At 70.6% G+C, this 25,986-nt stretch carries 24 protein-coding genes and 1 tRNA gene; 14 read left to right on the top strand and 11 right to left on the bottom strand.

Annotated features, from left to right (window positions below; genetic code table 11):
* The first annotated feature begins 47 nt into the window (after nt 1–47).
* Both M6B22_RS13385 and M6B22_RS13380 read left to right on the top strand, forming a co-directional pair.
* Nucleotides 48–968 carry a hypothetical protein gene (locus tag M6B22_RS13385; RefSeq protein ID WP_269442056.1) on the top strand — a complete coding sequence of 307 codons (921 nt, stop codon included), beginning with the start codon at nt 48–50 and terminating at the stop codon, nt 966–968.
* Nucleotides 965–2,479: a hypothetical protein gene (locus tag M6B22_RS13380; RefSeq protein ID WP_269442055.1), complete on the top strand. Its 1,515-nt coding sequence runs from the start codon at nt 965–967 to the stop codon at nt 2,477–2,479. Before M6B22_RS13385 ends, M6B22_RS13380 begins: the two co-directional genes overlap by 4 nt.
* Here the strand turns inward: M6B22_RS13380 and M6B22_RS13375 are convergent.
* The 3 genes from M6B22_RS13375 to M6B22_RS13365 all read right to left on the bottom strand — a co-directional run bounded on the left by M6B22_RS13375 (nt 2,415) and on the right by M6B22_RS13365 (nt 5,444).
* On the bottom strand, nt 2,415–4,388 hold the full coding sequence (locus tag M6B22_RS13375; RefSeq protein WP_269442054.1) for a hypothetical protein: 1,974 nt from the start codon (nt 4,386–4,388) through the stop codon (nt 2,415–2,417). The genes M6B22_RS13380 and M6B22_RS13375 overlap by 65 nt on opposite strands.
* A gap of 151 nt (nt 4,389–4,539) precedes the next feature.
* Nucleotides 4,540–4,884 (bottom strand): hypothetical protein, encoded by a 345-nt coding sequence (locus M6B22_RS13370; RefSeq protein ID WP_269442053.1) that lies wholly within the window; start codon nt 4,882–4,884, stop codon nt 4,540–4,542.
* 200 nt (nt 4,885–5,084) lie between these two features.
* Nucleotides 5,085–5,444, bottom strand: a complete 360-nt coding sequence (locus M6B22_RS13365) for a hypothetical protein (RefSeq protein WP_269442052.1) — start codon at nt 5,442–5,444, stop codon at nt 5,085–5,087.
* 159 nt (nt 5,445–5,603) lie between these two features.
* On the opposite strand from M6B22_RS13365, the gene M6B22_RS13360 reads away from it, so the two are divergent.
* The 5 genes from M6B22_RS13360 (at nt 5,604) to M6B22_RS13340 (ending at nt 9,617) form a co-directional block, all read left to right on the top strand.
* Nucleotides 5,604–6,143: a hypothetical protein gene (locus tag M6B22_RS13360; RefSeq protein WP_269442051.1), complete on the top strand. Its 540-nt coding sequence runs from the start codon at nt 5,604–5,606 to the stop codon at nt 6,141–6,143.
* Between the two features lie 241 nt (nt 6,144–6,384).
* Nucleotides 6,385–6,747: a hypothetical protein gene (locus M6B22_RS13355; protein WP_269442050.1), complete on the top strand. Its 363-nt coding sequence runs from the start codon at nt 6,385–6,387 to the stop codon at nt 6,745–6,747.
* A gap of 184 nt (nt 6,748–6,931) precedes the next feature.
* On the top strand, nt 6,932–7,420 hold the full coding sequence (locus tag M6B22_RS13350; protein ID WP_269442049.1) for a hypothetical protein: 489 nt from the start codon (nt 6,932–6,934) through the stop codon (nt 7,418–7,420).
* A gap of 53 nt (nt 7,421–7,473) precedes the next feature.
* Nucleotides 7,474–8,652 (top strand): hypothetical protein, encoded by a 1,179-nt coding sequence (locus M6B22_RS13345; RefSeq protein ID WP_269442048.1) that lies wholly within the window; start codon nt 7,474–7,476, stop codon nt 8,650–8,652.
* Between the two features lie 374 nt (nt 8,653–9,026).
* Entirely contained in the window at nt 9,027–9,617 is a 591-nt protein-coding gene (locus M6B22_RS13340; RefSeq protein WP_269442047.1) for a hypothetical protein, read from the top strand.
* Nucleotides 9,618–9,647: 30 nt separating this feature from the next.
* On the opposite strand, the gene M6B22_RS13335 is transcribed toward M6B22_RS13340, so the two are convergent.
* The 5 genes from M6B22_RS13335 to M6B22_RS13315 form a co-directional block, all read right to left on the bottom strand.
* Nucleotides 9,648–10,166 (bottom strand): hypothetical protein, encoded by a 519-nt coding sequence (locus tag M6B22_RS13335; RefSeq protein ID WP_269442046.1) that lies wholly within the window; start codon nt 10,164–10,166, stop codon nt 9,648–9,650.
* 30 nt (nt 10,167–10,196) lie between these two features.
* Nucleotides 10,197–10,487 carry a hypothetical protein gene (locus tag M6B22_RS13330; protein WP_269442045.1) on the bottom strand — a complete coding sequence of 97 codons (291 nt, stop codon included), beginning with the start codon at nt 10,485–10,487 and terminating at the stop codon, nt 10,197–10,199.
* A gap of 100 nt (nt 10,488–10,587) precedes the next feature.
* Nucleotides 10,588–13,719 (bottom strand): type I restriction endonuclease subunit R, encoded by a 3,132-nt coding sequence (locus tag M6B22_RS13325; RefSeq protein ID WP_269442044.1) that lies wholly within the window; start codon nt 13,717–13,719, stop codon nt 10,588–10,590.
* Nucleotides 13,716–14,963, bottom strand: a complete 1,248-nt coding sequence (locus M6B22_RS13320) for a restriction endonuclease subunit S (RefSeq protein WP_269442043.1) — start codon at nt 14,961–14,963, stop codon at nt 13,716–13,718. Before M6B22_RS13320 ends, M6B22_RS13325 begins: the two co-directional genes overlap by 4 nt.
* On the bottom strand, nt 14,960–16,933 hold the full coding sequence (locus tag M6B22_RS13315; protein ID WP_269442042.1) for a type I restriction-modification system subunit M: 1,974 nt from the start codon (nt 16,931–16,933) through the stop codon (nt 14,960–14,962). The genes M6B22_RS13320 and M6B22_RS13315 overlap by 4 nt, the downstream gene beginning before the upstream one ends.
* A 209-nt stretch (nt 16,934–17,142) precedes the next feature.
* Between M6B22_RS13315 and M6B22_RS13310 the strand changes: the two genes are divergently transcribed.
* Nucleotides 17,143–17,215, top strand: a tRNA-Lys gene (locus tag M6B22_RS13310).
* 202 nt (nt 17,216–17,417) lie between these two features.
* Here M6B22_RS13310 and M6B22_RS13305 read toward each other — a convergent pair.
* Nucleotides 17,418–17,879: a GNAT family N-acetyltransferase gene (locus tag M6B22_RS13305; RefSeq protein ID WP_407935702.1), complete on the bottom strand. Its 462-nt coding sequence runs from the start codon at nt 17,877–17,879 to the stop codon at nt 17,418–17,420.
* A 241-nt stretch (nt 17,880–18,120) separates the two neighbouring features.
* Between M6B22_RS13305 and M6B22_RS13300 the strand changes: the two genes are divergently transcribed.
* From M6B22_RS13300 to M6B22_RS13290, 3 genes are read left to right on the top strand one after another with little or no spacing between them, the layout of a single operon-like run.
* Nucleotides 18,121–19,722: a PP2C family protein-serine/threonine phosphatase gene (locus M6B22_RS13300; RefSeq protein ID WP_269442040.1), complete on the top strand. Its 1,602-nt coding sequence runs from the start codon at nt 18,121–18,123 to the stop codon at nt 19,720–19,722.
* Complete coding sequence (locus M6B22_RS13295) at nt 19,710–20,054, top strand: STAS domain-containing protein (RefSeq protein WP_269442039.1); 345 nt, start codon at nt 19,710–19,712, stop codon at nt 20,052–20,054. Before M6B22_RS13300 ends, M6B22_RS13295 begins: the two co-directional genes overlap by 13 nt.
* 11 nt (nt 20,055–20,065) lie before the next feature.
* Entirely contained in the window at nt 20,066–20,422 is a 357-nt protein-coding gene (locus M6B22_RS13290; protein ID WP_269442038.1) for an ATP-binding protein, read from the top strand.
* 65 nt (nt 20,423–20,487) lie between these two features.
* On the opposite strand, the gene M6B22_RS13285 is transcribed toward M6B22_RS13290, so the two are convergent.
* Nucleotides 20,488–21,339, bottom strand: a complete 852-nt coding sequence (locus M6B22_RS13285) for an SDR family oxidoreductase (RefSeq protein ID WP_407935523.1) — start codon at nt 21,337–21,339, stop codon at nt 20,488–20,490.
* Entirely contained in the window at nt 21,285–22,946 is a 1,662-nt protein-coding gene (locus M6B22_RS13280; protein WP_269442036.1) for an FAD-binding dehydrogenase, read from the bottom strand. The genes M6B22_RS13285 and M6B22_RS13280 overlap by 55 nt, the downstream gene beginning before the upstream one ends.
* A gap of 34 nt (nt 22,947–22,980) precedes the next feature.
* On the opposite strand from M6B22_RS13280, the gene M6B22_RS13275 reads away from it, so the two are divergent.
* The 3 genes from M6B22_RS13275 (at nt 22,981) to M6B22_RS13265 (ending at nt 25,985) form a co-directional block, all read left to right on the top strand.
* Complete coding sequence (locus M6B22_RS13275) at nt 22,981–23,676, top strand: trimeric intracellular cation channel family protein (RefSeq protein WP_269442035.1); 696 nt, start codon at nt 22,981–22,983, stop codon at nt 23,674–23,676.
* A gap of 252 nt (nt 23,677–23,928) precedes the next feature.
* Complete coding sequence (locus tag M6B22_RS13270) at nt 23,929–24,627, top strand: response regulator transcription factor (RefSeq protein WP_269442034.1); 699 nt, start codon at nt 23,929–23,931, stop codon at nt 24,625–24,627.
* Nucleotides 24,624–25,985, top strand: coding sequence for a sensor histidine kinase (locus M6B22_RS13265; RefSeq protein ID WP_269442033.1), 1,362 nt, complete (start codon nt 24,624–24,626; stop codon nt 25,983–25,985). The genes M6B22_RS13270 and M6B22_RS13265 overlap by 4 nt, the downstream gene beginning before the upstream one ends.
* The last annotated feature ends 1 nt before the right edge of the window (nt 25,986 follow it).

Below are 25,986 nucleotides of genomic sequence, written 5' to 3'. Positions count from 1 at the left end.
CGGCGTCGCCGGGTTCGGGGTGCAACACGTCCGGCACACGGTGTGATTTGAAGGAGACGCTCGCGCGGGTCCAGGCGCATTGGGCGAGTTCGGTGGCGTTGACCGAGCAGACGCAGCTTCGGATGGGCGAGACGGTGTCGCGGTTCGCCCAGCGGCTCGCCTTCCGGGGCACGTCGTCGTTCGCGGCGGTGACGCCGCGGCAGGCGGAGGAGTTCGTCCGGGCGGCTACCGGGTCCGGGAGGGCGCCGCAGTTGGCGACGATGCACGCGCGGCGGACCGCGCTGCGGGCGTTGTACCGGTCACTGCGCGCGCTCGGACTGGCGAACGGCGACCCGACGCTCGACCTGCAGCTGCCGCCGCGCGGCGAGCTGGCCGCCAGGCCGCTGACCGACGACGAGCTCGGCCTGGCCCGGTTGAGCGCGTACGGGCATCCGCAGCTGTGGTCACCGGTGCGGGCGACGGTGTGGGCGCTGGCCGAAGCGACCGCGGTGAGCAGCGAGATCGCGGCCGTGCGGGTCGCCGACGTCCGCCATGGGGTCGGAGCGACCGGGGTGGCGCTGCCAGGCACCCGCCGGCACGAGCCCAGGGTGGGCGTGCTGAGCGAGTGGGGTCGGGCGGTCGTCGCGCGGCGCGTGGTGGAGCTGCACGCGGCCGGCGCGGACGGGCAGACGCTGCTGGCCTACGGCGGGCGCCGGCCGCCGGGCGGGGCGAAGGCGCAGGCGGCCGCCTGCACGGCGCTGCGGGCGGTGTTGAACCAGGCCGGCCTGGGCCGGGAGCCGGACGTGCGGCCGGGGTCGGTGCGGCACTGGGCCGGGCGCGTCATCTACGAGCGGACTGGCTCGATCGAGCAGGCGGCGCTGGCGCTCGGGCACCGGTCGCTGGACGAGGCCGCGACCGACATCGGCCTCGACTGGCGGGCCGCCGCGACCGGTCGAGGTCGCCGCAGCCGGGGAGGGGAGGGCCGATGAGGAAGCTGCGGGCGGTGCGCAGCGAGGTGCTGACCACCGCCGATCAGGTCCGGGCGGTGTTCTCGCTGCCGGCGCTGTACCGGCTGGCGGCGCTGTTGCCGACGCGGCAGGGCACCGGCCGGCCGGCGCAGCACCCGGCGTGGGTGCTGCTCGGGTACGGGGTGCTGGCCCGGGTGTACCGGTCGGGGGTGCGGGTGGAGAACGAGCTGCGCCACCCCGGCACCTGGCAGCTCATCCTCGACGCCGCCGACTGGATGCGGGCGGAGGACCCGGAGCTGGAGATCTCGCCGGCCGGCCCGGTGCCACCGGGGTGGGACGCGTGGAAGTACGCCCGCAACCACTACTTCACCGACCCCGAGGTGTTGGACGCGCTGCGGGAGGAGTTCACCCGCGCCGCGGTCGAGCAGGCCCGGCAGCTCGGGTTGCTGCGGCCGGACGGGCCCGGGTCGCTGACCCACCCGGACCGCAGCCGCACCGTCTACGGCGACGGCACCGTGGTGCGGCCGATGTACCGGCCGCCGGCGGCCCGGCGGGTCACCGACCCGGCCACCGGCCTCACCAAGGTCGAGTACCTGGACCCGGACGGCAACCCGATCGCGTCGCCGCGGCGCCGCTTCGACCCGGACGCCGCCGACTTCCACGGCCACGCCGGCCCAGTCCACGGGCAGAACTTCGTGGCCCTCTACGCCCGGGGCGACCGGGCGCATCAGCGGGTCGTGCTCGGCGTCCATCGGACCGAACGCCCCGGCGGCGAGGCCGAGGCGGCCGTGGCCGGCATCAAGGCATTGCACGTGGTGGCCGGGGCGGGGATGCAGGTCGTCGTCTACGACGGCGCGTTGCGCGGGGTGCACATCGACGAGCTGATGCGCGAGTGCGGGCTGCTGGTGGTCAACAAGGTCCACGCCTCGAGCAAGACCCGGAGCCGTAAGCAGCGCGCCGCCGGCCAGCAGAAACCCCCGGCGGCGCCACGCTGGCACCCGCTCGGCCAGTGGGAACACGACACCCCAACCGGCGTCTGCCGGCACACCCTGGCCGCGGTCGACGGTGCGGTCAGTGAGATCGGCACCGACGACGCCGGCACCCCGGTCGTGGTGAGCCGGCTGCCCCGCAAACAGGTCAAGCGGTCCCGCCGGTTGCACGGTGGCTACCACTTCAACGTCGCCTACGAGATCCCCTGCCCGCAGGGAGTGTTCCTGGCCTGGGTGACCCCGCACGGCGAACCCGGGGACCCGGATCACCGCCGCGCCGATGCGGTGCGCGTCATCGCCGAGGGCGAGGAGGACTTCACCCGGTTGTACGGGCTGCGCAACGACGCCGAGGCGTTCAACGCCCACTTCAAGCGCAGCCTGCTGGTGGACCGGGCGATGAGCCTGGGCGCGGCCCGGCAGCTGCTCGACGTCCTGTGCTACGGGCTGCTCAATAACGCCCTGGCCGCCCACCACGCCGCTACTGCCTCCGACCGGCAGGCCACGCTCCGACGCCTGCGGGCACCTCGACACGAGGCAGCGTGACGGGCACGCCGACGGGCACACTCGCCCGGACGATCGGCGTGGACGGGCTGCCGTCCAGGACCGAGCGCCGGGGCGTTGGGGTGGGCGGGGAGTCGCCGGCCACGGTGGTGGTGTGCGCGATCTCGGCGAGCTGCGCGGCGAGGGCTTCGGCGTGGCGGGGGTGGCGTAGCGCGAGGTGCCCCCAGGCCCGGACGTTCTCGAGCAGGGCGACGGCGGCGAGGTCGAGGCGTTCGGAGTCGATGCCGTAGGAGGCGTGACGGTCCTTGTGCCGGAACCGCTGCTCCAGCCAGGAGAAGAACGACTCGATCTGGTTGCGGCGACCGAACACGACCGCGTAGCGCTCGATCAGCGCCTCGGGCAAGATCCGGATGTTGGCGACCTGCGACTTCCAGGACAGCTCCCCGCCGGGCTCGGGCTGGTGGTCGCGCAGGTGGAAGGTGACGTCGAAACTGCTGTGCGTGCACTTTCCGGTCAGGGTGACCGCGAAGTAGTACTCGTCCCGGTCGTCGACCAACCGCTCGAGGCGGGTTGGGACGAGCAGCTGCTGGCGGACGCCGGGGTCGCTGCGGCGCCACGCCCGGTCGAGCTCGTAGACGCCGCCGTCGTCGGCGACCAGGTGATGCAGGTGGGTGTGGCCGTCCGGCCCGGTGTGGCGTTCGGGTGGCAGCCCGGTGATGTAGGTGCGTTTGGGGTCGTTGCGGCGTCGGCCGTAGAGCCGTTTGCCGGCACCGGCCGGGGCGCCGAGGAGCTCGTCCGGCGCGTCGAAGGCGGGCTCGCCCTTCTGCCGAGGCCGGGCGTAGTTGGCGTTGACGCAGTAGATGCCGTAGCGGCGGGTGAGCTCGTGCCACAACACGGGGGTGAGCGCGCCGTCGTAGAGCAGGACGGGGAACTGGTTGCCGACCACGTCGTAGATCTGCTCGAGCAGGCCCATCGCGATGGGCACCTCGCCCTGGGTGTGGTCGCCGATGGCGACGCCGAGCGCGACGCGGGTGTAGGTGTCGACGCCCTTGGTGACCGCGGCGACGTTGAACAGACCGCGACCGCCGCCGGAGCGCTTGTGGCCGGTGTTGCGCGTCGGCTGGTACAGCCGGGGCTTGCCTGTCTTCGCGCGGCTTCCCTGGATCTTCTTCACGGTGTGACCGTCCTGGTCGACGTAGCTGTGCTCGTACACGCTGGAGGCGGTGTCCATGACGGTGCCGTCGGCGGACAGGCAGTCCCACGGCATTGGGTTCAGCGGGTCGCGCACGGCGCCGGTCGGTTCCTCGGCGGCGCGGATGGCGGCGGCCAGCGGCGCCGAGACAACGGTGAGTTGGCGCAGCATCGCCTCGACCCGGCCGGCCTCGATGACGTTGTGCTTGCGCCAGCTCTTGAAGTCCATGTAGCCGTACACCTCCCCGTCCGCTTTCGCGTCGGGCAGCAGGACGCCATGTTCGAACCAGAACTCGTCGCGGATCGCCGACCAGTGGGTCTTCAGCTCCTGGTCCAGCTGTTCGTGGCTGCCGAACTCCCGCGTCGCGAGGAGGTAGAAGGTCCAGAACAGGTCGGGCTTCTTCAGTCCCGAGGGGCGCCCCTTGCGGGAGCGGATGATGCGGCTCGACCAGGCCGGCAACAGTGGGCAGCGGATGATCAGCCGCATCAGGTTGAGCCCGGCCATCGCGCCGCCACGGCCCTCGTCATCTCGCCGCGGCCCCGGCAGCGTCAACTGCTGCAGCGTGGGCCGGGTGTCGGCGGTGATGGGTGTTGCGGGACTGTTCGCGGTGAAGCCTGCTCTGCGCGCGTCTTTCGGCGCGTGTTCCCGCGCGCTGTCGGGGACGATGGGTGTCCGGTCGGTGGTGCTCTCCGGCTTCGCGAGGACCGGGGACGGCGTGGCCACGGTCGGCGTGGCAGTGAAGGACGGGTGGATGGACATGATTGCGCCTTCGACGTCGGTGCGGGACGTCGTGACCGGTCCGAAGGCCGCCGGCCGGCGCAATCGCCCCCGTTTCCCGGACGTGAGGGAGGGGCGGATCTGCTGTTCCGCCCCTCCTCGAGATCACCAACGTTGCTGACCGACGCTGCGGTCAGGCAGCCTCGCGCCTCCACGCTGCCGATTGCAGGGTGCAGGTGCGGCAGGCGGCGGTAGGCGTCGCCTCACTGTGGATCAGCCCGGCGTCGCGGATCGCCCAGTCATGGGCGTGCTCGTCCCAGAAGCGGGGCCAGGCCTCGGCGATGGCCTCTTCCAGGTCGGCCAACTCCTGGAAGATCTCCGCGCCCGGGCCGCCATGGGCCATGGACTCGGCCCAGTGCGCGGCCAGCGCGTGCCGTCGGGCGACAGCAACCGCGAGCCGAGGCGGCAGCGGCATCACGCTCGACCCGCCGGGAGGCAGGTCGTCCGGGGCCTGATCGAACTGCTCGTTTGGTGACATGAGCCCTCCACGGGCTAGGCGTCCCGGCCGGCGGGCTTGCTGGCCGGCGACGCGGCGCACCGCTCGGATGGATTGGTGCGCGCCGCTACCCCTCGGTGCGGCTTCGTCCCCCGCAAGGGGGGCAGCCCAAACCGCCCGTGCATTCACCGCGGCGTGGCTCATCCGGGCCGGATCAGCGCATGGTGGCAAGGACCGCTGCTTCAGCGTTGGGGTTGGTCTTCGGAGGGTTCGCCGGGTGCGAGTCGGGTGATGCTCTGGATGGTCGAGCACTGCCGCCAGTGCTCGAGCGCGTCCAGGTGCGGATCGTCGAAGAACACCAACGCCGACCGGCCGACCGCCGGCCACGCCGTCACTCGGGTGATCCGCAACTCCCGGCCGTCATGCGGCATGCGCTTGGCCGTGGACCCCGGCAGCCGTTGGTAGGTCGACGCGTCCAAGTCCCAGACGTGCGAACTGCGCCTGGTCCTCACCAGCCAGCGTCCGCCCAACCCCGGGTACAGCGCGGACGTCGTCTCCGCGGGCGTTGCGGACGGGGTGTTCGATGCCTCAGTGCTTGCCACGACGAGAGTGTGAGGTCTCGCTGCGACACAGGCGATCGACGCCAATCCGGAGCCAGCACCTGGCCGCGGTATCGGGCGGCCCCTCGAAGTCGGCCCTGTCCGCGCTGACTGCGTCGTACGGTAGAGGTTGACGCGGTTGACCGAGAGGGTGCGGCGGTGATGTACGCGACGTTCAGTGCCAGCTTCGCGAGTCTGCGCGAGCAGCTGGTGGCCACGATCGAAACGCGGCTCGCGCTCGCCACCGAGAACGGTCTGGGCCCAGAGGATCTGGGCAGCGCCGAGGAGCTGACCGCGCGCGTCGGTGCAGCCATCCCGATCGGCCGGCACCCGACCGCGGCCCTGGTCGGCCCCTGCTACGACACCCGCGGGCTGTCGCGCTGGCTCGGCATCAGCAAGCAGGCCATCGACAAGCGCAACAAGGCGCACACGCTGCTGGCCTGCCGGACCGAGTCCGGCTTCTGGCGCTACCCCGCGCTGCAGTTCGACGACCGCGGGAACCCGCTGCCGCACCTTCGCGAACTCCTCGACGTGCTGATCACGCCCGGCGACGACCGACGCTGGCGCGCGGCACGATGGCTGGCCGCACCGGCGCCGTACCTGCCCGGCAATGTGTCGGCAGCAGCCTGGCTGCGCAGCGGCTCCGACGTGCAACCCGTGCTCACCGCCGCGCGTGCCGACGCTGCCCGGTGGGCCGCGTGACCGGCCGTCAACGCCTCACACTCACCTACCCGCCAACCGGTCGCGCACCGACCCCGCCCATCGCCCGCCCCGCACAAGCGTGGCGTGCACACCTCCGCCGGCCGGACCCCTCGCCTGGCCCTGCGGTGGTTCGCGAGCATCTGTTCGACCGCGAGGCTCGAAGGGCACCCTGCTATCTCGCCGCGACCCGACCACCGCCTTGCGCGAGCGTCTCTGACCCACGCCCGCGGGGGTCAGCTCGGTGGAGGCCGCTGATCTCGCCAACGTGCGCGTGTCCCGTCTGCCGGCTCCACACGGGCGAGATCCCGCCGACACCACCGCTGCCGACGCAGTCGAGGCGCCGGGGCTGACCCGCGAGATCGGCACCGTCGACGTCTACGAGCTCGTCCGAGCGTGGGCGGCCTGGTTCGATCAGCAGCGCCGCGGCGACGTGCAGTACTCGGCCAGGCACACCACGGCGCTGACATCGCTGCCCTTCGCCGGGTCCGGCAAGAGCCGACACCCACACGATCAGGCCGGTGCGAGCCGTGTAACTTCCGCGGTTTGGTCCGGAGCGAGAGCACGCAACTTCGGTCTCACTCATCGCAACTTCGCAGTTCGGTAGCGCCGATGCCGTACGGAGGTACGGCGAAAACCGTACGGAGGTACGGCGAAAGCCGCACGGGGCGGGGCGCACGCCGTACGCGGAAGATCAGGTTCTCGTCGGACGCTTTCCGCGCCCCGCTCGATGAGGCTGGTTTCAGCGGTCATCGGGCCGCGAATCCTCCGAACGACAGTGGAGAGCTTCCATGACCAGCACGACCAGCACCGCCGCGGTGGACTTCGGCACCGCCATCACCCAGCACGAGATCGTCATCCCGAGCGAGTTCGACGAGGCCACCGCGCGCACGATCGACGCCGCGCTGAGCAATGCCATGGACTTGAACCGCCACCGCAGCGCATTGCTGCGCTCGGCGGTCGACCCGTCGATGGCCGCCACGCTGTTCCTCGCGCTGACCGGCTACGTCGTGGAGGCCGTCGAGGACGGCTGGCCGGCGCAGCTCAGCAGGTGGATGTCCGAGCAGCATGGCCTGGCGTGCTGGGTCCGGCGCTACGCCGCCCGCAGGCTCGCCACGCCCGACGACGATCTGGCGCTGCACGCCGTCCAGACCCGGATCGCGCGCCTGGTGTGCGCCTTCCCGGCCCCGGTCACCGAGGGCGAGCTCACCCTGCTGCACCACGACCCGGTGTCGCTGGTCCGCGCCGCCTACGCCGTCGCCCGCGAGTTCCGCCCCTGAACGCACACCGGCACTCACCGCATCCCCCAACGACCACCCGCTGAAGGAATCCCGTGACCACCGCGGCCCCCGCCCCCACGCCGGGCGGCACCCCCGCACCCCCCAGCGACCCGGCTCCGGTCGGCGTCGGCCAGTCCGCCTTCGGCTCGCTGCTGCTGCGCGTCGACCCCGGCTGCAGCCACGCCGACCTCGCCCTGGCCCGCCGGCCCGTCTACGACACGAGCGCGGCGCTGGCCGGCAGCATCGTCGACTCGCTGCCGCTGGTCGTCCGGAGCTGGGACGAGGTCTCGCCCGACCCGGCCGCCACCGACGCGATGACCTCGGTGCTGATCACCCTGGTCGGTATCGCCGCCGGCCAGCACCGCATCACCCGCTGGGCCGACATCCCCCCGGCGCTGGCGCACCAGTTCGTCCTCGAGGACGGCCTGGACGCCGACGCCGCCGTGCTGGCCAAGAACACCATCCACGCCGCGTACCTGGCCCTGGCCGACCACGGCGTGCCCACCGGGTTCAGCGCGACCGGCCCGGCGCTCAGCCCCGTCCACGGCCTGCTGCCGGTGCCCGGTCAGGTCCGCGTCGACCAGCGCGGCACCCGCCGCGGCGCGGCCACCGCCCACCGGAACCGGAACGGCTACGACCAGCAGGTCCACGTCCGCCCGGCCACGCACGACGAGGTGCTGTTGGTGCGGTTGGCTGCGTCGTTCGCGCAGACCAGCCGCACCCGGCACCTGGCCGCCGCTGCGCTGGCCATCTGCTCCAGCACCGCCACCACCAGCGAGGCCCCGCAGATCCTCTGGCGCGACCTCGACCTCGCCGGCGCCACCATCGCCCTGCCCGGCCGCCCGGCCGACCGCGGCTGGGCCGAGACCGCCATCGCCACCCGCACCAACCGCCTCGACCCATGGGACGTCGCCGCGCTGACCGCCTGGCAGGCCGAACGCCGCCGCGCCCAGCCCGTACCCGCCGACGCGTCCGTGCTGTACGGCGGCAACCAGCCGCTCACCTCCACCAGCGCCCAGGTCTGTGCCGACCAGCAGGTCCGCAAGCTCCTCAAGGTCGCCGACCTCCGCCGCGAACCGGGCCTGTCCGCCGGATCCTTCCGGTACTGGGCCGCCGCCGACCACGGCCGCAAGCACGGGCTCACCGCGGCCGCCGCCTACGCCGGCGTCCAGCCCACCACCCTGTACCGGCAGCTGTTCCAACTCGGCGAACGCGCCCTGTACACCTCCTGACCGCGTCCGGCCGCGGTGGCGATTGCGCCGCCTGGACGGCCGCGGACCTTCGGACTCGACGCTCACGCGTCACCGGCTCCTTGAGAACTCCACAGCGAAACCGACGACGCGGCCCTAACAACCACGACCGGAAAGGAGGCTCCACGCCCGACGTCCCCATCCCACTCTGACCGCGGGTGCACCGAGGAGGTGACCACCACGCACCCGCGCCTACCACCCGTCGACCAAGGCTCTCGGGCACCGACCCCGCGTGGACCAGGAGGTGATCAACCCTCCACGCGCCCGCCCGGCAGCCAGCGCTGCCACTCAGCATCGACCGCGTCCGCGGCCCGGACGCCCCGCTGCCCTCCAACTTCGCCTATCCAAGGACACCCATGGACCACCCGCTCACTCCCCTCATCAACGACGGCCCCGACGACACGCTCACCGACGACTTCACCGTGCGGCGGCTGCGCGACACGGTCGCCGCAGGCTGGGAACTGACCGCCGCGGAGAACGTGCTCCGCCAGCTCATCGCGGACCCGCCCTTCTGGCTCCCCCACCACCGGCTTTGCCTGCTCGCCGCCTTCCAGCGCCGCGACGACACCACCTGGCACGGCCCGCTGCTCGACGCCCTGATCGTCCACATCGCGGCCGGCATGGCCATGGCCCCCGACCTCGACCCCACCACCGAGGAGATGCTCGCCGCCATCGGCTCGGCCTGTCCGGGCATGCGGTCGGACCAGATCGACGACCTGCACGAGGCGGCCAGGGCACGCCTCGACGGTCACCGCCGGGAACTACCCGACCCCACCCAGTGGCTGCCGACCGCCGCCGCGCTCGCCGCGTGGTGGATCAGCGGGCCCGAACCAGAACAGGGCCACGCCGAGCCGCGCAGCGCCGAGGACGCCATCGCACGCGCCCGGCCACTCGTGGACTTCCTCTGGGACGGCGTCATCGTCCCCGAGCTGTTCCACTGGCTGTAGCGCCGCAAGAAGGGCCGCGGACGGCCCATCTCACGAAGTGGGGGACGTTGCAGCAGCCGCACGCATCCGGTCGGTGATGTCCACCGCCTGCGGGTGCTGCATGGTCGCGGCGTTCATCTGCACCACCGCGCCGTTGACGTGCGAGCGGTGCGACGCGACGGCCTGCACCGCCTCGACTGGCAGCAGGACCGCCTGTTCCACCATGTAGGTGTCGGCGTCGACCAACACCAGGGCAGCGTGGTCGAAGTCCCAGGAGCGGAATGGCGAGGTCTGGAGCTGCCCGGATCTCCGGGGCGACGAGACCAGGCGCGCCTTCACCTGCACGCGCTGGTATTCGGGGCAGTCCAGGTCGTAGGACTTCACCGAGAAATTCTCCACCAGCTCGCCGTTCAGCGCTTGAGCCACCAGCAGCTCCGCGTAGTCCCCGACTGGGGCGTTGGCCGAGCGCACGACGCCCCGCTCGCGCAACGTTCGCAGGATGGCTGCGTATCCGGCAAGCAGGTCACTGGCGCTAGCCGATGCGAGCCAGTCGTCGTCGAGTCTGCCCATCGTGTCGTCCTGCCCCTCTCGGCGATTTGGTCAGCTGCGCTTGCCGCGGCCGACGTTCTGCGGCGACGCCCACGGCTGGTAGATGCCAGCCACCCTGTCCTCGTGCGCCAGCTGCGCCCTGGTGGGACGAAACGCCGGCTGACGCTCGATCGCGATCCGCCTCGCGCGTCGCCGGTCCGTCTTGCTCAGGGCCGCCTCGGCGTCGAGCACCCGCTTCGCGAGGTCCTTGCGCACCGCCTTGCTCTTGCCGATGCCGCCCTGCTGGGCGAGTAGCGCCTTGACCAGCCGCTCAACCTGCGCTGCGGCGGCCGAACCGGTCAAGGGCGTTACCGCTTTCTGCCTGGCCGGTGGTCGCGCGCAGTCGGCGCACTGGCCCGGTAGCAGCTCGTGCTTGCAGCGAGTGTGGGCAGGCGCGGCCATGTCAGGACGCCTCGCCCTCTTCGCGGATCTCGTCGTAGGACTCGGCGAGATACTCCAGCAGCTTCTCCCGGAAGCCGGGTTTGTCGAAGAAGGCGTTGAACAGCTGCCCGTTGGACTCGTGCCGCTCGATGATGGCGTCTTCGGCGATCTTCTCCAGCACGACCCGGTACTGGTCGCGGTCGTTGTTCAGCGCGACGACGCGGGCGTGCTCGTTCTCCTTGACGGCCTGCTTCTGCTGCTCGAACCACACCTTGTCGGCGTCGGTGAGGTTCATTCCGAACTTGTCGTTGAGCGTCGCGATCAGCTGCGACAGCTTCTCCACCGGCGACTCGTACTTCTTCCCGATGCCGCCGCCGGGCAACGCGACCCCGGGCTCGTCGGTGCCGGTGGTGAGCGCGATGTTCTCCTCCTGCGCCTGCGCCTCGGTCCGCAGATGGGTGAGTAGAACGCTGTCGCTGATCTGCGGGAGCGGCTCGTCCGGGGCCGTGGGCAGCAGAGGAAGCAGCGCTCGCCCGTAGAGGTACAGCGACTCGAGGTCGCGGTCGGTCCAGGGCATGACCTGGGCCAGGAACGAGTACGCCCGCACGTACGACTTCAGCGCCTGCCGGAAGCTGTCCCGCTGCTCGTCCTCTGGTAGGGCGACAAACCGGTTCGCGGCCGGGTTGAGGTTGGCGTAGACGTCCTTCTGCCTCGCCGTGGACCCGGACAGCAGCGCCGCCACGGCCGCTGCTTGTTCGTCCGGGTGGATGACCTGCGCCGCCTTGATGGTGAGCTCCAACCCGTACAGCACGTTCGGGTCGGTAGGCGCCGCGCTGGACTGCTCGAAGAACGGCGCGAACGCGTCCTGGATCTCCTCGGCGCTGTTGGCGAAGTCCAGCACGAACGTGTCGGCCTTCCCGGGGTGGGTGCGGTTCAAGCGGGACAGCGTCTGCACCGCCTTGACCCCGGCAAGCTTCTTGTCCACGTACATCGTGTGCAGCAGCGGCTGGTCGAACCCGGTCTGGTACTTCTCGGCCACCACCAGCACCTGGTAGTCGTCGCTGGCGAACCGCTTCGGCAGCTGCGCCTCGCCGAAGCCGTTCATCCCGGGCTCGGTCCAGGCCACCGTCGGCTGGGCCGGGTCGGTGACGGTGCCGGAGAACGCGACCAGGGTGGCGATCTTGTTCGGGCCGGTGTCGTAGCGCTTCTTCGTGATGTAGGCGTCGATGGCCTGCTTGTACCGGACGGCGTGCAGCCGGGACCGGGTGACCACCATCGCCTTGGCGCGGCCGCCGATCTTGCCGGCGGTCTTCTGCCGGAAGTGCTCGACGATGATCTCCGCCTTCTGCGCCAGGTTCGTCGGGTGCAGCGACACGAACCGGGCCAGCGCCGCCGAAGCCTTGCTCACCGGCACGTCCGGGTCCTCGGTCGGTTCGGTGTTCGCCAGCCGGTAGTACGTGTCGTAGGTGGTGTAGTTGGCCAGCACGTCGAGGATGAACTCCTCCTCGATCGCCTGCCGCATCGAGTACAGGTGGAACGGCACCCGCACCGGCTCGCCGTCCGACCCCGTTGCAAGGTCGCCGAACAGCTCCAGGGTCTTGGGCTTCGGCGTCGCGGTGAAGGCGAAGAAGGCCAGATTCTTCTGCGCGCCGCGCGCGGTCATCGACGCCGCCAGCACATCGGTGGCGTCCGGCGTCTCCGCCTCGGCCTTCGCCTCCGCCGTCTCCGCGACGCTCAGCGGGTTGGCCGCCTCCTCCTCGGTCAGCAGGACCGAGTCCCCGCCGCCGGTCGAGAGGACCTTCTTCAGGTCCTTCATCGCGTCGCCCGAGGTGGAGGAGTGCGCTTCGTCGACGATGACCGCGAACCGCTGGCCGGCGACGTTCCCGTCGACGTCCTGGGCAGCCATCTCGGCCACGACGGGGAACTTCTGCAGGGTGGTGATGATGATGCGGGCGGTGTGTCCGGCCAGCGCCGCGCGCAGCTGCTGGGAGTCCTCGTCGATCTTCACGATCGTGCCTGGTGTGTGCTCGAACCCGGCCACGGTGGCCTGCAGTTGCCGGTCGAGCACCACGCGGTCGGTGATGACGATGACCTTGTTGAAGATCGGCTGGTCAACGCCGAGCGCGGCCGCCTTCACCTCGTCGGTGAGCTCGCCGTGGAACGACGGGGTGTGCAGCCGCGACAGGTGGTGTGCGGTCCAGGCGATGGTGTTCGACTTCCCGGACCCGGCCGAGTGCTGCACCAGCCGGTTCACTCCCGGACCGGCCGCCCGGGTCGCGGCCAGCAGCTTCTGCACCGCATCCCACTGATGGAAGCGCGGGAACAGCGTGCGGGTCTCGCCGGTCTTCTTGCCGTCGTCGTCGAAGACGTCCTCGACGTGCACGAACTCGCCCAGTAGACCGAGCCAGGCGTCGGGGTGCCAGACCCGCTCCCATAAGTACGCGGTCTCGTAGCCGGCCGGGTTCACTGGGTTGCCGGCTCCGCCCTTCTGCCCGGAGCCGCCGCTGCCCTGGTTGAACGGCAGGAACCGGGTCTTGTCCCCGGCCAGCCGCGTTGTCATGTACACCTGATTCGGGTCGACCGCGAAGTGCACCACCGCCCGGTGCCGGAAGATCAGATCGTTCGGGTTACGGTCCTGCTGGTACTGCTTCATCGCGTGCGCGACCGTCTGCTGCGTGAGCGGGTTCTTCAACTCCGCCGTCGCCGTCGGGATGCCGTTCACGAACAGGGTCATGTCGAGCGAGTCGCCCGGCTTCGACTCGCTGTGATGCAACTGCCGCACCACCGTCAGCCGGTTCGCGCGGTACCGCTCCCACAACGACGCCGTCAGCCCGTTCGCCGGCGCGAAGAACGCCACCCGAAACGCGACGCCGTTCATCTTGGTCTCGCGCCGGAGCACATCGACGGTGCCACGGTCGGTGAGCTGCTTGGCGACGTACTGCGCCACCTTCGCCGTCGCGGCTGCCGGGCCGCCCAAGCGCAGGGACAGCTGCTCCCACTCCTCCGGCTGCGACGCTGCGACGAATGCTGCCAGCTCGATCGGCATCAAGCCCAGCGCTACGTCGTATCCCGCCGTGCCCTCGTCCCAACCGTTGGCGAGGAGATGCGCCTCGATCGAGGCCTCGAACGCGGACTCCGACCTCACGTTGCTCATGCCGGCACCCGCGATCCATCCGCTGACGAGATGTCGAACTCGCCGGTTACCGCCGCCGTGATCAAGGAGCGCCTGAACTCCTCCGCGAGACGAATCGCGGATTCGATCGAGCTCTTCAGCGATCGCTGCCACCCAGCCTTCTCCTCGACTCCCCGGACGAGGCGATCCTGCTCGGCGATGTCTGCGATGGGCAGCCGATACGACAAGATCTGCTCTGCGCTGAGATGCGGTACGGCGAGACCTGTCAACTCGGACTCCACCTGCTGGCGAAAGGCAGTCGCGCGGTAGGCCCAAAACACGAAGGCCGGACGTATTGCCGATGAGGGCGTGAGCTTGGCAACGCGCTGCAAGAGCAGGCACGGTAGGTCTTCGGCGGTCAACCGGGCTATACGCAGTCCGTCGCCGATCCAAGGCCTGTCCATGCCAAGCACGATGTCACCGTCGGCAAGCCTGAACGGCGCGAGTCCAGTCATCCGATCGGTTGGCCAGTAGACGACGTCGTCCCAGCGGACGAGGCCGACCCCGACATTTGTGCCTCGCAGCAGGCGGATGTCGGTGGGATCCGCCGAGTAACTACCGCTCGGAAAGGCCCACCCCGACAGCACTCGCACGAATCGGCCTGCGGGCGCCCCACCACCAGGGCCTGGAAGAAAGGCGGCATCTATAGCGGCCTGGAGGTACTCGCCAAGTTGATCGAGTTGTTGCCGTCGAGCGGCGATAATCTTGTCGATGCGAGAGAGCTGGTCGTCGAGGAAATCCGCGATCCTGCGCTGATCAGCGACAGGTGGCACAGGCACCGGGAGCTCCGCCATGGTGTCCCAGCGCCTGAAGTCAGCGCCGCCTTCGCGGATCCCTCGGGCGAGGGCCCGGGTATAGCCGCTGGCTGCCTGCATTCGAATCGCATACGCGACGTATCGACCATCGACATCTGGTGACGGCCGACAGACTGTGCAGACGCTCGACATAGCACCACGGGACTCGGAAACTCCGACCGACCCACGCAGGATGTCCAAACCGTGGACGACGAAATCGCCAACCTCGACACCTTGGTACCCAGAGAGATCCGTCGCCTCGTGGTAACCGATCTTCGCCCGGTTACGTCGGAGAGTGACTTGGCCGTCGGTGTATGCCGTGACGATCTCTGCGTCAGCCGGTACCGGCCGGTCGAGCCGCGTCATGACACGCCGGAATGGAACCTGCGGGATCGAGGCCGGGATACCTTGCCAACCCGGTCTACTACTCATCCTGCTAGTCCTTGCATCAACCGCTGAACCTGAAGCTCGAGGGCGTCGATGTCGGCCCGGATCTCCGCGACCGGACGCGGTGGGGTGTAGACGTAGAACTGGCGGACAAACGGAATCTCGTAGCCGATCTTCGTCTTGTCATGGTCGATCCAGGCGTCGGGAACGTACGGGTGGATCTCCTCGGCGAGGTGCTTCACAGCAGCCTCCCGAACGGCCTTGATCCGCTCCTGCTCGCCCAGGTCGAGGTACCCCGAGGGAAGAGCGATGTTCTCCTGTTCGCGCAGGTCGGGGTCGGCCTCGAAGCCGTGCCCCTTCTTCGCCTTGATCGGTTCGGCTTCGGCGTCGTAGACCGTGATCGTCTTGACGACGGTGTTGATCTGCTTGGTGTCCAGCCCGCACGCGCCCACGGCGATGCGCGCCGCCTTCTCAGTCGTCCAAGCTTGGCCGCGCAACTTGTCGACCACGGCTGCAAGGTCCCCAGGCAGCTCGACGAGGGTCGTGTCATCTATCCGCCAGACCCGACGCATCTGGCGCTCGACGGTGAGCCGCGCGTAGCCGAACTCCTCGTTGCGCATCACCTTCACGCGCGGGTCTGAGCCGGCCAGTTCGAGCGCATCACGGAACAGGCGGCTGATCTCGCTGATCGCGTCCGGGCTGAGCTCCTTTCGCTTGTCGCCGAGCGACTTCCGCATCTTCGTGCCGAGCTCCCGGGCGTCGACAAGCGTCACGGTGCCGGCCCGCTCGGCCGGCTTGCGGTTGGTCACGATCCAGACGTAGGTGGAGATGCCGGTGTTGTAGAACATCTGATCCGGCAAGCCGACGATGCCCTCCAGCCAGTCGTTCTCGATGATCCAGCGCCGGATCTCCGACTCCCCGGACCCAGCGCCGCCGGAGAAGAGCGGCGAGCCGGACAGCACGATCGCGATGCGCGATCCACCTTGGCCGCCGACAATCGGCTTCATCTTGCTGATCATGTGCTGGAGGAACAGGAACGAGCCGTCGCTGATCCGGGGCAGGCCGGCGCCGAAGCGGCCGGCGAACCCCTTCGTGGTGGCCTCGGTCTTGATCGGGTCGGCGTAGGTCTTCCAGTCCACGCCGTAGGGTGGGTTCGTGAGCTGGTAGTCCGCGCGAAGCCCCGGGTAGCCGTCCTGGGTGAGGCTGTTGCCCAGCGCCATGCGGTCGGGTTCGACACCACGCATCATCAACTCCGACCGCGCGACGGCCCAGGTCTCCGGGTTCAGTTCCTGCCCGTAGACCTCCAGCAGCGCGTTCGGGTTGAGCTCGGTGAGGTAGTTCGCCGCGACCGAGAGCATCCCGCTGGTGCCTGCGCACGGGTCGTACAGCGTGCGCACCGGCGCCGGGCCGGTCAGTGCGTCGGCGTCCTCGGCGAACAGCAGGTCCACCATGAGCCGGATGACCTCACGCGGCGTGTAGTGCTCACCGGCCGTCTCGTTGCTCATTTCCGAGAACTTCCGGAGGAGTTCCTCGAAGATGTAGCCCATCGCCTCGTTGGAGACGTAGTTCGGGTGCAGTTCGATGTCGGCGAAGTCGCCGAGCACGGCGTACAGCACGCCGGCCTTGTCCAGTCGGGTGATGGTCTCGTCGTAGCGATAGGCGTCGAGCACCTCGGTCGCCGCCGGGCTGAACGCCGCGATGTACTGCCGCAACTGCGCGGCGATGTTCTTGTCGTCCGACAGCATCGACTTCAGCGTCAGCGGGCTGGTGTTGTAGAACGGCTGCCCAGCCACCTTGCGGAGGATCTTGTCGGCGCCCGGAGACATCAGGTCTAGGCCGGTGGCCTTCGCCAGCACTTGCGGCTTCGTCTCCTCCAGGACCGCGTCCAGCCGGAACAACACAAGCGTCGGCAGCATCACCGACCCGTACTCGTGCGGCTTGAGGTGACCGCGCAGCTTGTCCGCGATCCTCCATACGAACGCGACCTTGTTTTCAAATCCCGCAGGCGTTGCCACGCAGTACCCTCCGACGACCGTCGATGATCAGCAACATCCTCCACCCAGTGGCAAGGGTCGCGGCTCCTTGACGCACGGGCAGCGCCCCGAACGGTCAAGCCGGGGAGGACGCCGTGGCCGGAGGGGCGCTGGGCACTACGCTGGGAGCCGGCAGCGGGTTGTTCCCTGGGTTCTTCCTGCCGTTGTTCCCAGACTTCCTCCCATACGCCGGGCCTCTAGCTCAATTGGCAGAGCTGCGGACTTTTAATCCGTAGGTTGCGGGTTCGAGCCCCGCGGGGCCCACCGAGGTGATCGCTCCACTGTCACCGCAGGTTGCGGCAGCGGACGCGGCACCGTACTCGGGCCTCGATGGTGCGTGCCGCTGCTGCTTCCCCCCTGCAGTGACGAGATCTGGCGCCGAATATTCGTGAGCCGGTGGGGCGAGCGGCCGGAATGTCGTCAGTCGATGGGGGAACCGTCCGGATGTTGAGCGCCGCGGGCGCACCTACAGTTGGGCGGCGTAGATCGCGCGGTCCTCGCCGTGGACCCGGGCGTGTTTCTCCAGTCGCAGCCCGATCTTCTCGGCAACCGCTCGCGACGGTCCGTTGGCGGGGTTGGTGATGGCGATGAGGCGAGCGACGCCGAACCGTTCGCGCGCGAGGTCGCGGCACGTCGCTGCGGCTTCGGTGGCGTAGCCGCGCCGCTGACACCCGGTTCGGACGTGATACCCGAGCTCCACCTCGCTGGCACCGTCGACCTGCTGGATGGTCAACCCGCAGTCGCCGACGAATTCGCCGGTCTCGGTGAGCGAGATGATCCAGAGTCCGAACCCGTGTTCCTCGTAGAGACGACGGTTCCAGCTGATCCAGTCTTGCGCTTCGGCTCGGGTCTTGGGCCGCGGGTAGTAGCGCATGACCTGTTCGTCGCCGAGCAGGTCCGCCATGTCGTCGAGGTCCTGGTCGGTCATCTCGCGCAGGCTCAGGCGCGCCGTCGTCACGATGGGCACGTGGGCGAATCTAGCGGCGGCGTTCGGTGGGCGCGGGTCCGGTGACGCCGTGGCCCGGTGACCCCCGGACTGCAGTGCCCGGTCCCCGCCGGATGCTCTTGTGCGAATTGTCGTGCTCGCGCGTGTGGCAGCGGCGGCGGATCCCGGGAAGCGTCCCGCCTTGGCGGTACCGTTCTGCTCACGTGCGGGGAAGGGGGCGGGCGTGGCCGAGGCAGATCAATCGGCTTCGCCGCGCCGCTGGCGTCCGAGCCGGGCCAGCGTGGCGGCCCTGGTCATCACCCTGATCGTCACCGGCGTCCTGTCCTGGCTCTGCTACGACGTGAACGATCGCAACGAGGATCGCCTGCTGCACCTGCAGACGCAGCAGACCGGAACCGTGCTGCAGGCCATCGTGCCCAGCATCGAGACACCGCTCGCCTCCGCGGCCGAGATCGCCGCGACCGGCCACGGCGACCCGGCCGCGTTCAAGGACTACATCAGTGCCTACCTGGCACCGCACGGGACGTTCGCGTCGGCCTCGCTCTGGGAACTGGACGGCGCCACCCCTCGGTTGATCACGGTGGTCGGCAAGACGCCCGAACTGAAGGCGCAGCCCGCAAAGATGGCCACCTTCCTCGCCGAAGCCGGCAGCCGCACCGAGCTGAGCGTCACCGGGCCGATCGGGACGAGCGAGCTGCGGCTCGGCTGGGCCTTCGTGTCCACCGACAAGGCACCGGCCTACGCGGTATATGCCGAGACCGCGTTGCCGCCGAACCGGCGCGCCCCTTCCCCGTCGCGTGACTCGCCGTTCTCCGACCTCGACTTCGCGCTGTACCTCGGCAAGTCCGCAACGCCGAGCTCGCTGCTGGAGAGCAACGTCGCGCCCCCGCTGCGGGGCCGCACCGCCACCGTCGTCGTCCCGTTCGGCTCCAACTCGCTGACGCTGGTGGCCTCCAACACCACCCAACTCGGCGGCAACCTCTCCGGTTGGCTGTGGTGGATCGTTGCGGCGCTGGGCTTCCTGATCGCGATCGTCGCTGCCGTCACCACCGAACGGCTGGTGCGGCGCCGGCAGGCCGCCGAACGCCTGGCGGGTGAGGTGCAGAGCCTGCTCGGCGAGCAGCGCACGATCGCCGAGACGCTGCAGCACGCGCTGCTGCCGAAGGCGCTGCCGCAGGTTCCTGGCGTCGAGTTCGCGGCGCGCTACCTGCCCGGTGTCAACGGGGTCGACATCGGGGGCGACTGGTACGACGTCATCCCGGTGGGCCCCAAGCGCTGCATGTTCGTCGTCGGTGACGTGTCCGGACGCGGGGTGGGCGCCGGCGCCGTGATGGCCTCGCTCAACTTCGCGATTCGCGGGTTCGTCAGCGAAGGGCACCCGCCCGCGACGATCCTGGACAAGCTCGCCCCACTGCTCAGCGTTGCCCACGACAAGCACTTCGCCACCGTGCTGTGCGGTCTTGCCGACATCGAGCGGCACGAGATCACGCTCGCCAACGCCGGCCACCCGCCGCCGCTCATCATCAGCGCGGGCGGGGCCGAGTACGCGAAGCTGCCCGTCGGCCCGCCGATCGGCGTGGCGAACGGCCACGGCCACCAGGCGGTCACGGTCACCATCCCGCCCCAGGCGACGCTGATCGCCTACACCGACGGGCTGATCGAGCGACGCGGTGAGGACCTCGAGACGGGCCTCAACCGGCTACGGACGACGGCAGCCAGCGCATCGGGCTCGCTCGACAGCGTGATCGATACGGTACTTGCGGGGCTGGCGCACGACGGGCACGACGACGACACTGCCATTCTGGGGGTCAAATGGTTGGCGTAGCGGGGTCGGGGGGCGCCGACGCGTGCGCACGCGCGGAGCTGGCGCGGCTACCGGGCGACGGTAGCGGCACGGTCGTTCTCCGGCTACGCGGCGAGGTGGACATCTCCAGCGTCCCCGTACTGCAGCCCGAACTCGATCGCGCACTTGCCGACGCGCCCGACTCCATCGCGTTCGACCTGGCAGATCTTGACTTCATGGACAGCTCGGGTATCGCTCTGCTGCTCGAGGCCGCTCATCGCGTCGGCGCGGTCGAATTGCGAAACGCGTCCACTCCGATCCGCCGCCTGATCGAACTGTCCGGGCTCAGCGACATCCTGCGGGTCGCATCGTGAGCGTCGCGTGCGTGCTGCCACCCGCCCCCGAATCGGTCGGCGCCGCGCGCCGGTTCGTCACCGAGTCGCTGTCCGGCCTGCCGGACGACACCCTGCACACGGCCGCGCTCGTCGTGTCCGAACTGGCCACCAACTGCGTGCTGCACGCCGGCAGCGAGTTCCGGATCCGCGTGGAGCCGGGATCGGCACGTATTCGCATCGAGGTCAGTGACAGCGGCGGCGGGAACGTGCGGGTGCGCCGCCCGACGCCGAGCGAGGCGCACGGGCGAGGTTTGCAGATCGTCGACGCGCTGGCCGACGCCTGGGGCACGGTGATCGACCCGGCCGACGGCCACAAGACGGTCTGGTTCATCCTGACCATCGACTGAACCGGCACCTGCGGCGCCGCCGGAGGGCAACTGCGGCACCGCCGCAGCGGCAGAACTCGGCAGGATCAGCGCAGGCCGTGTCGCCGGGCCACCATCGTCTCGACGGTGCGCCGCGGCAGCAGCCGGCGCAGCGCGAATACGAGCGGCGCGTTCGAGCCGACGGCATACAGCGGACGCGGCCGGTCGGCCTCGATCGCGGCGAGCACGGTCCGCGCGACCCGCGCGGCCGACACGCCCGCCCGCTCGTTCGCGTCCAGGTGTTCGATCATCGTCCGGTACTCGGACGCGTACGGCGAACCGTCACGCAGATAGTGCGTGCGGCGCTCGCCGATCCCGGTGCTGATCGACCCGGGCTCCACGGTGCACACCCCTATCCCGTAACGGGAAACCTCGCGGCGCAGCGAGCTGGCGAACCCTTTGATCGCCGCCTTGGACGCGACGTACGAGCCGCGATAGGCGAGCGGGAAGCTCGCCAACATCGAGCCGACCATGACCACGCGCCCGTACCCGCGCTCACGCATGCCGGGCAGCAGCAACTGGCTCAGCCGGACCGCGCCGAACACGTTGACGCGGAACAGCCGCTCGATCGCATCCGCCGGCAGCTCCTCGAACGGGCCGCTCTGGCTCTCGCCGGCGTTGTTCACCAACACGTCGACCGCGCCGGCCGCGGCTGCACACGCGGTCACGCTGGCGTCGTCACCGAGATCGAGTGCCAGGTATTCGACCCGGGCGATCGGAGCTGCGATCGACTCCGGCCGGCGACTGGTGCCCAACACCCGATACCCCTTCGCCACCAGGGCATTCGCCACTGCGGCGCCGATGCCGGACGATGCGCCGGTGACCAGTGCCGTGCGCGGCGAGGTCACCGCAGGTCCCTCGCCAGCGCCCGCCCAGCCGCCCGGCCGGAGAAGATGCATCCGCCGAGGAAGGTGCCCTCCAGCGCGTTGTACCCGTGCACGCCGCCGCCGCCGAAGCCGGCCACCTCGCCTGCCGCGTACAGGCCGGGGAACGGCGAGCCGTCCGCGCGAATCACCTGCGAGTCCAGATCGGTCTCGAGCCCGCCGAGCGTCTTGCGGGTCAGCAGGTGCAGCCGGACCGCGATCATCGGGCCGTACGCGGGATCTTGCAGCCGGTGCGGCTTCGCCACGCGCATGATCCGATCGGGCTTGTAGGCGCGGGCGTTCCTGATGGCCATCAACTGCATGTCCTTGCCGAACGCGTTCGCCACCGCGCGATCGCGGGCGGCCACCTCACGCTCGACCTGGGCGAAGTCCAGCTGCGGTCCGGGAGAGATCGCGTTCATGGCGTCGACGAGTTCGCGCAGCGTCGACGCCTGCACGAAGTCCTCGCCGTGGTCGAGGAAGGCCTGGACCGGACCGGGCGCGCCCTTCTTCACGCGCGACAGCACCAGTTTGAGGTCCTTGCCGGTGATGTCGGGGTTCTGCTCCGACCCGGAGAGTGCGAACTCCTTCTCGGCGATCGCGCGCGTGAGCACGAACCAGGTGTGGTCGTGGCCGGTGCCGGCGATGTGGCGCAGGGTGCCGAGCGTGTCGAACCCCGGGTAGTACGGGGCGGGCAGCCGCCTTCCGGTCGCGTCCAGCCACAGCGAGGACGGGCCGGGAATGATCCGGATCGCGTGCTCGGGCCAGATCGGGTCCCAGTTCTTGATGCCCTCGGTGTAATGCCACATCCGGTCACGGTTGACGATGCTGCCGCCGGCCCGTTCGGCGATTGCGAGCATGCGCCCGTCGACGTGCGCGGGTACGCCGCGGATCATCGAGCGCGGCGCCGGACCCATCCGCTCGACGGGCCAGTTCTCCCTTACCAGATCAGGGTTTCCGCCGATCCCGCCCGACGTGACTATCACCGCGGCGGCACGGTGCTCGAACTCACCGACACCGACTCGCGACGACTGCACACCCCGTGCCGCGTTCGCGGGCTCGAGCACGGTGCCGCGAACGCCCACCACGGCACCGTCCTCGACGATCAGTTCGTCCACCTGGTGCCGGTAGGCGATGTCGACCAGTCCGCGCGCCACCGCGTCCAGCACCGGCTCACGGAACACCCGCACCACCTCGGGCCCGGTACCCCAGGTGAGGTGAAAGCGCGGCACCGAGTTGCCGTGCCCGGTCGCGGTGCCGTCGCCGCGTTCGGCCCAGCCGACGGTGGGCATGACGCGCAGGCCCAACTGGTGCAGGTACCGGCGCTTCTCGCCTGCCGCGAAGTCGACGTAGGCGCGTGCCCACTGCCGTGGCCAGTGGTCCTCGCGCTCACGGTCGAAGCCCGCCGAGCCCAGCCAGTCCTGCATCGCGAGCTCGTGCGAATCCTTGATGCCCATCCGCCGTTGCTCCGGCGTGTCCACCATGAACAGCCCGCCCAGCGACCAGAACGCCTGCCCGCCGAGGTTGTTCTCGTTCTCCTGCTCCAGCAGCAGCACGCGGCGGCCGGCCCTGGTCAGCTCGTAGGTGGCCACCAGCCCGGCCAGCCCGGCGCCGACCACGATGACGTCAGCGGTCTGCTTCATCAGCCGAACGTAGCCGATGTAGCACGATGTACCGGTGGCCGACGCGGCGAACCTTCCCGACCTGTTCCGGGCGCTGGACCTGACCGGCGTGTTCGCCAACGCCGTGCTCGGCGGGACGATCGCGCGTGCCGAGCGGTTCGACCCGGTGGGCTTCGCGACGCTGGCGATCCTGTCCGGGCTCGGCGGCGGGATGATCCGCGATACCCTGCTGCAGCACGGCACGCCGATCGCCTTGACCGACTACGCCTACATCCTCACTGCGCTCGCCGGGGCGCTGATCGCGTTCTCCGTCCGCATCGAAGGACGGCTGTGGGACCGGCTGTTCCCGCTGGTCGACGCGGTCGCACTCGGCTGCTGGGCAGCTGCCGGCGCGCAGAAGACGCTGGCCGTCGGGCTGGGCTGGCTGCCCGCGATCCTGCTCGGCACGATCACCGCGGTCGGTGGCGGTTTCGTGCGGGACGTGATCTTGCGCCGCGTCCCGGGGATCTTCGGCGGCAACACGCTGTACGCCACCTGCGCGCTCGCGGCCAGCGGTGTGATGGTGGCGCTCTCGCGACTGCACTCGCCCAACGCGGGTCTGATCAGCGCCACGATCGTCGGTGCCGTACTGTGCCTGCTGGCCCGCTGGCGCGACTGGCACCTGCCCGAGAGCCACGGCTGGCGGCCGTCCGACACCGGCGGCCTGGTGCGCTGGTTGCGCACCCCGCCGTCGCGGGGGCAGCGCAGATGACGCGCAGCCGGTTACGTCCACGACGAGGCGGTCTGCGTCGCCGCCGGGCACCGGCCGTGCGGGCGAGTGCCGCCGCGCCGAGCACCTCACGCCGCCGCTTCCCCCACCGGCTGACCAGAATCGCGCCCTGAATTTCGTAACGGCAGGGGGGAAGCCGTGGCGATCTCGTCACGCCGTGGGGGGAGCCGCGCTGACGATTCCCGAACGCGGCGTGCACCCGCACGTGACCCGCTCGGCACTACAGTTCGGCTCGTGTCTGCCGACGCCGGCCAGCGCGGCCTCGTCCTGGTCATCGAAGACGAGTCCGCCATTGCCGACGTGATCCGGCTGAACCTGAGCGCCGCGGGCTACGGCGTGCATGTCGAGCACACCGGCGACGGCGGCCTCGCGGCGGCTCGCACGCTGCGCCCGGCGGCCATCGTGCTCGACGTCGGGCTGCCCGGCATGGACGGCATCGAGGTGTGCCGGCGGCTGCGCAGCGAGAACGACTGGACGCCGGTGCTGTTCGCCACCGCACGCGACGACGAGGTGGATCGCATCGTCGGCCTCGAGCTCGGCGCGGACGACTACGTGACCAAGCCGTTCTCCCCGCGCGAGCTCGTCGCGCGCGTGACGAGCGTGCTGCGGCGCACGCGCGGCACCGCCGGCGCCACCGCGCCGCTGCGGATCGGCGAGCTCGTCCTCGACCTGGAGCAGCGCCGCGTCCACGCCGCCGGAACGCAGGTCGCGCTCACCGCGACCGAGTTCGACCTGCTCGCCTACCTGATGCGGCGGCCGGGCCGCGTCTTCGCACGCGAGCAGCTGATCAGCGACGTCTGGGGCTACAGCCCGGTCGGCGGCACCCGGACCGTCGACGTGCACATCGCGCAACTGCGCGGCAAGCTCGGCGCTGCCAGCCCGATCCGGACCGTGCGCGGCGTGGGCTACGCGGTCGACCGGGACGGCGGGTGAACCGGCGCCGCGGCAGCCTGGCCGCCCGCATCGCCGCACTCGGCATCGCGATCGCGGTGGTGACCGGGCTGCTGGCCGGTCTGCTGGCCGTGGGCCTGATCCGCAACGCCGAGGGCGCCGCGGCACGGCACACGCTGGCCCGGCTCGCCGACGCGGCGGCGAACAGCGCCGACACGCCGCGTGCCACGCAGCGCACCAAGCGCACCCTGGCGGCCGTCAACGTGCGCTTCGGCCGCCTCCCGGCCACCGGCCCGGTCAATGCCGACGCCGCGCTGGTCCGGGCCGCGTTGACGCCCGACCAGGTCGCGGCGGTGCGCGCCGGGAGGTCCATCTCGGCGAGCACCCGCATCCTCGGTACCGGCGCGTACGTCGAGGCGCGGCCCACCACGGGCGGCGGTGGGGTGGTGCTCGTGCAGCGGCACGGCGACGCCACCGCGGCGGGCGGCCGCGCGATCCGCCGCACCCTGATCGCGATCCTCGTCGGCGTCGCGGTCGCGGCCGTGATCGGCACCCTCGTCGCGCGCCGCATGGCCCGCCCGCTGCGGCGCACCGCCGAGGCCGCGCACGCGCTGGCGGCCGGCCGGCGGGACGTCACGGTGAACCCGTCCGGGCCGGCCGAGGTCGCCGACGTGGCCGACGCGGTCAATACGCTCGCGTCGGCGCTCACCCGCTCCGAGGCCCGCCAGCGCGAGTTCCTGATGTCTGTCTCGCACGACCTGCGCACGCCGCTGACGGCGATCACCGGCTACGCCGAGTCGCTCGCCAACGGCCTGGTACCCGCCGACCAGACCGCGCAGGCCGGTGCCGTCATGCTTGCCGAGGGGCAACGGCTTGCCCGGCTGGTCACCGACCTGCTCGACCTGGCCCGGCTGGACGCACAGGACTTCCGGGTCGAGCCGGCCGACGTCGACCTCGTCGAGCTGGCCGTGGCGGCCGGGCACGTGTGGCAGCAGCGCTGCGCGCAGGTCGGCATCGCGTTCGCCCTGCAGGTGCCGGCCGAGCCGGTCCGCTGCCGGACCGACGCCGCCCGCGTGCGCCAGATCGTCGACGGGCTGCTGGAGAACGCGCTGCGGGTCACCCCCGCGGGCGCGCCGATCGTTCTCGCTGCCTACGTGGCCGCTCCCGGCACGGTCGCGATCGAGGTGCGCGACGGAGGCCCGGGGCTGCGCGACGACGACCTGGCCGTCGCGTTCGAGCGTGCCGAGCTGCACCGCCGCTACCAGGGCGTCCGCCAGGTGGGTACCGGGCTGGGCCTGGCGATCGTGCACCGCCTGGCGGCGCGCCTCGGCGGCTCGGCGGAGGCCGGACACGCGGCTGAGGGAGGCGCGCGCTTCACGGTGCGCCTCCCTCAGGCCTGAC

The organism is Jatrophihabitans cynanchi, from assembly GCF_027247405.1.
Classification (GTDB): Bacteria; Actinomycetota; Actinomycetes; order Mycobacteriales; family Jatrophihabitantaceae; genus Jatrophihabitans_B; species Jatrophihabitans_B cynanchi.
The sequence above is the reverse complement of the archived record's forward strand: the minus strand, read 5'-3'. Positions and strand labels throughout refer to the sequence as shown.

Excerpts from the sequence above, each read along its gene's own strand:
- M6B22_RS13295 (WP_269442039.1), top strand. The coding sequence starts at position 19,710 with ATGGTTGGCGTAGCGGGGTCGGGGGGCGCCGACGCGTGCGCACGCGCG.
- M6B22_RS13320 (WP_269442043.1), bottom strand. The coding sequence starts at position 14,963 with ATGAGTAGTAGACCGGGTTGGCAAGGTATCCCGGCCTCGATCCCGCAG.
- M6B22_RS13285 (WP_407935523.1), bottom strand. The coding sequence starts at position 21,339 with ATGCATCTTCTCCGGCCGGGCGGCTGGGCGGGCGCTGGCGAGGGACCT.
- M6B22_RS13340 (WP_269442047.1), top strand. The coding sequence starts at position 9,027 with ATGGACCACCCGCTCACTCCCCTCATCAACGACGGCCCCGACGACACG.
- M6B22_RS13335 (WP_269442046.1), bottom strand. The coding sequence starts at position 10,166 with ATGGGCAGACTCGACGACGACTGGCTCGCATCGGCTAGCGCCAGTGAC.
- M6B22_RS13280 (WP_269442036.1), bottom strand. The coding sequence starts at position 22,946 with ATGAAGCAGACCGCTGACGTCATCGTGGTCGGCGCCGGGCTGGCCGGG.
- M6B22_RS13305 (WP_407935702.1), bottom strand. The coding sequence starts at position 17,879 with ATGACCGACCAGGACCTCGACGACATGGCGGACCTGCTCGGCGACGAA.
- M6B22_RS13380 (WP_269442055.1), top strand. The coding sequence starts at position 965 with ATGAGGAAGCTGCGGGCGGTGCGCAGCGAGGTGCTGACCACCGCCGAT.
- M6B22_RS13375 (WP_269442054.1), bottom strand. The coding sequence starts at position 4,388 with ATGTCCATCCACCCGTCCTTCACTGCCACGCCGACCGTGGCCACGCCG.
- M6B22_RS13325 (WP_269442044.1), bottom strand. The coding sequence starts at position 13,719 with ATGAGCAACGTGAGGTCGGAGTCCGCGTTCGAGGCCTCGATCGAGGCG.
- M6B22_RS13370 (WP_269442053.1), bottom strand. The coding sequence starts at position 4,884 with ATGTCACCAAACGAGCAGTTCGATCAGGCCCCGGACGACCTGCCTCCC.
- M6B22_RS13360 (WP_269442051.1), top strand. The coding sequence starts at position 5,604 with ATGTACGCGACGTTCAGTGCCAGCTTCGCGAGTCTGCGCGAGCAGCTG.
- M6B22_RS13350 (WP_269442049.1), top strand. The coding sequence starts at position 6,932 with ATGACCAGCACGACCAGCACCGCCGCGGTGGACTTCGGCACCGCCATC.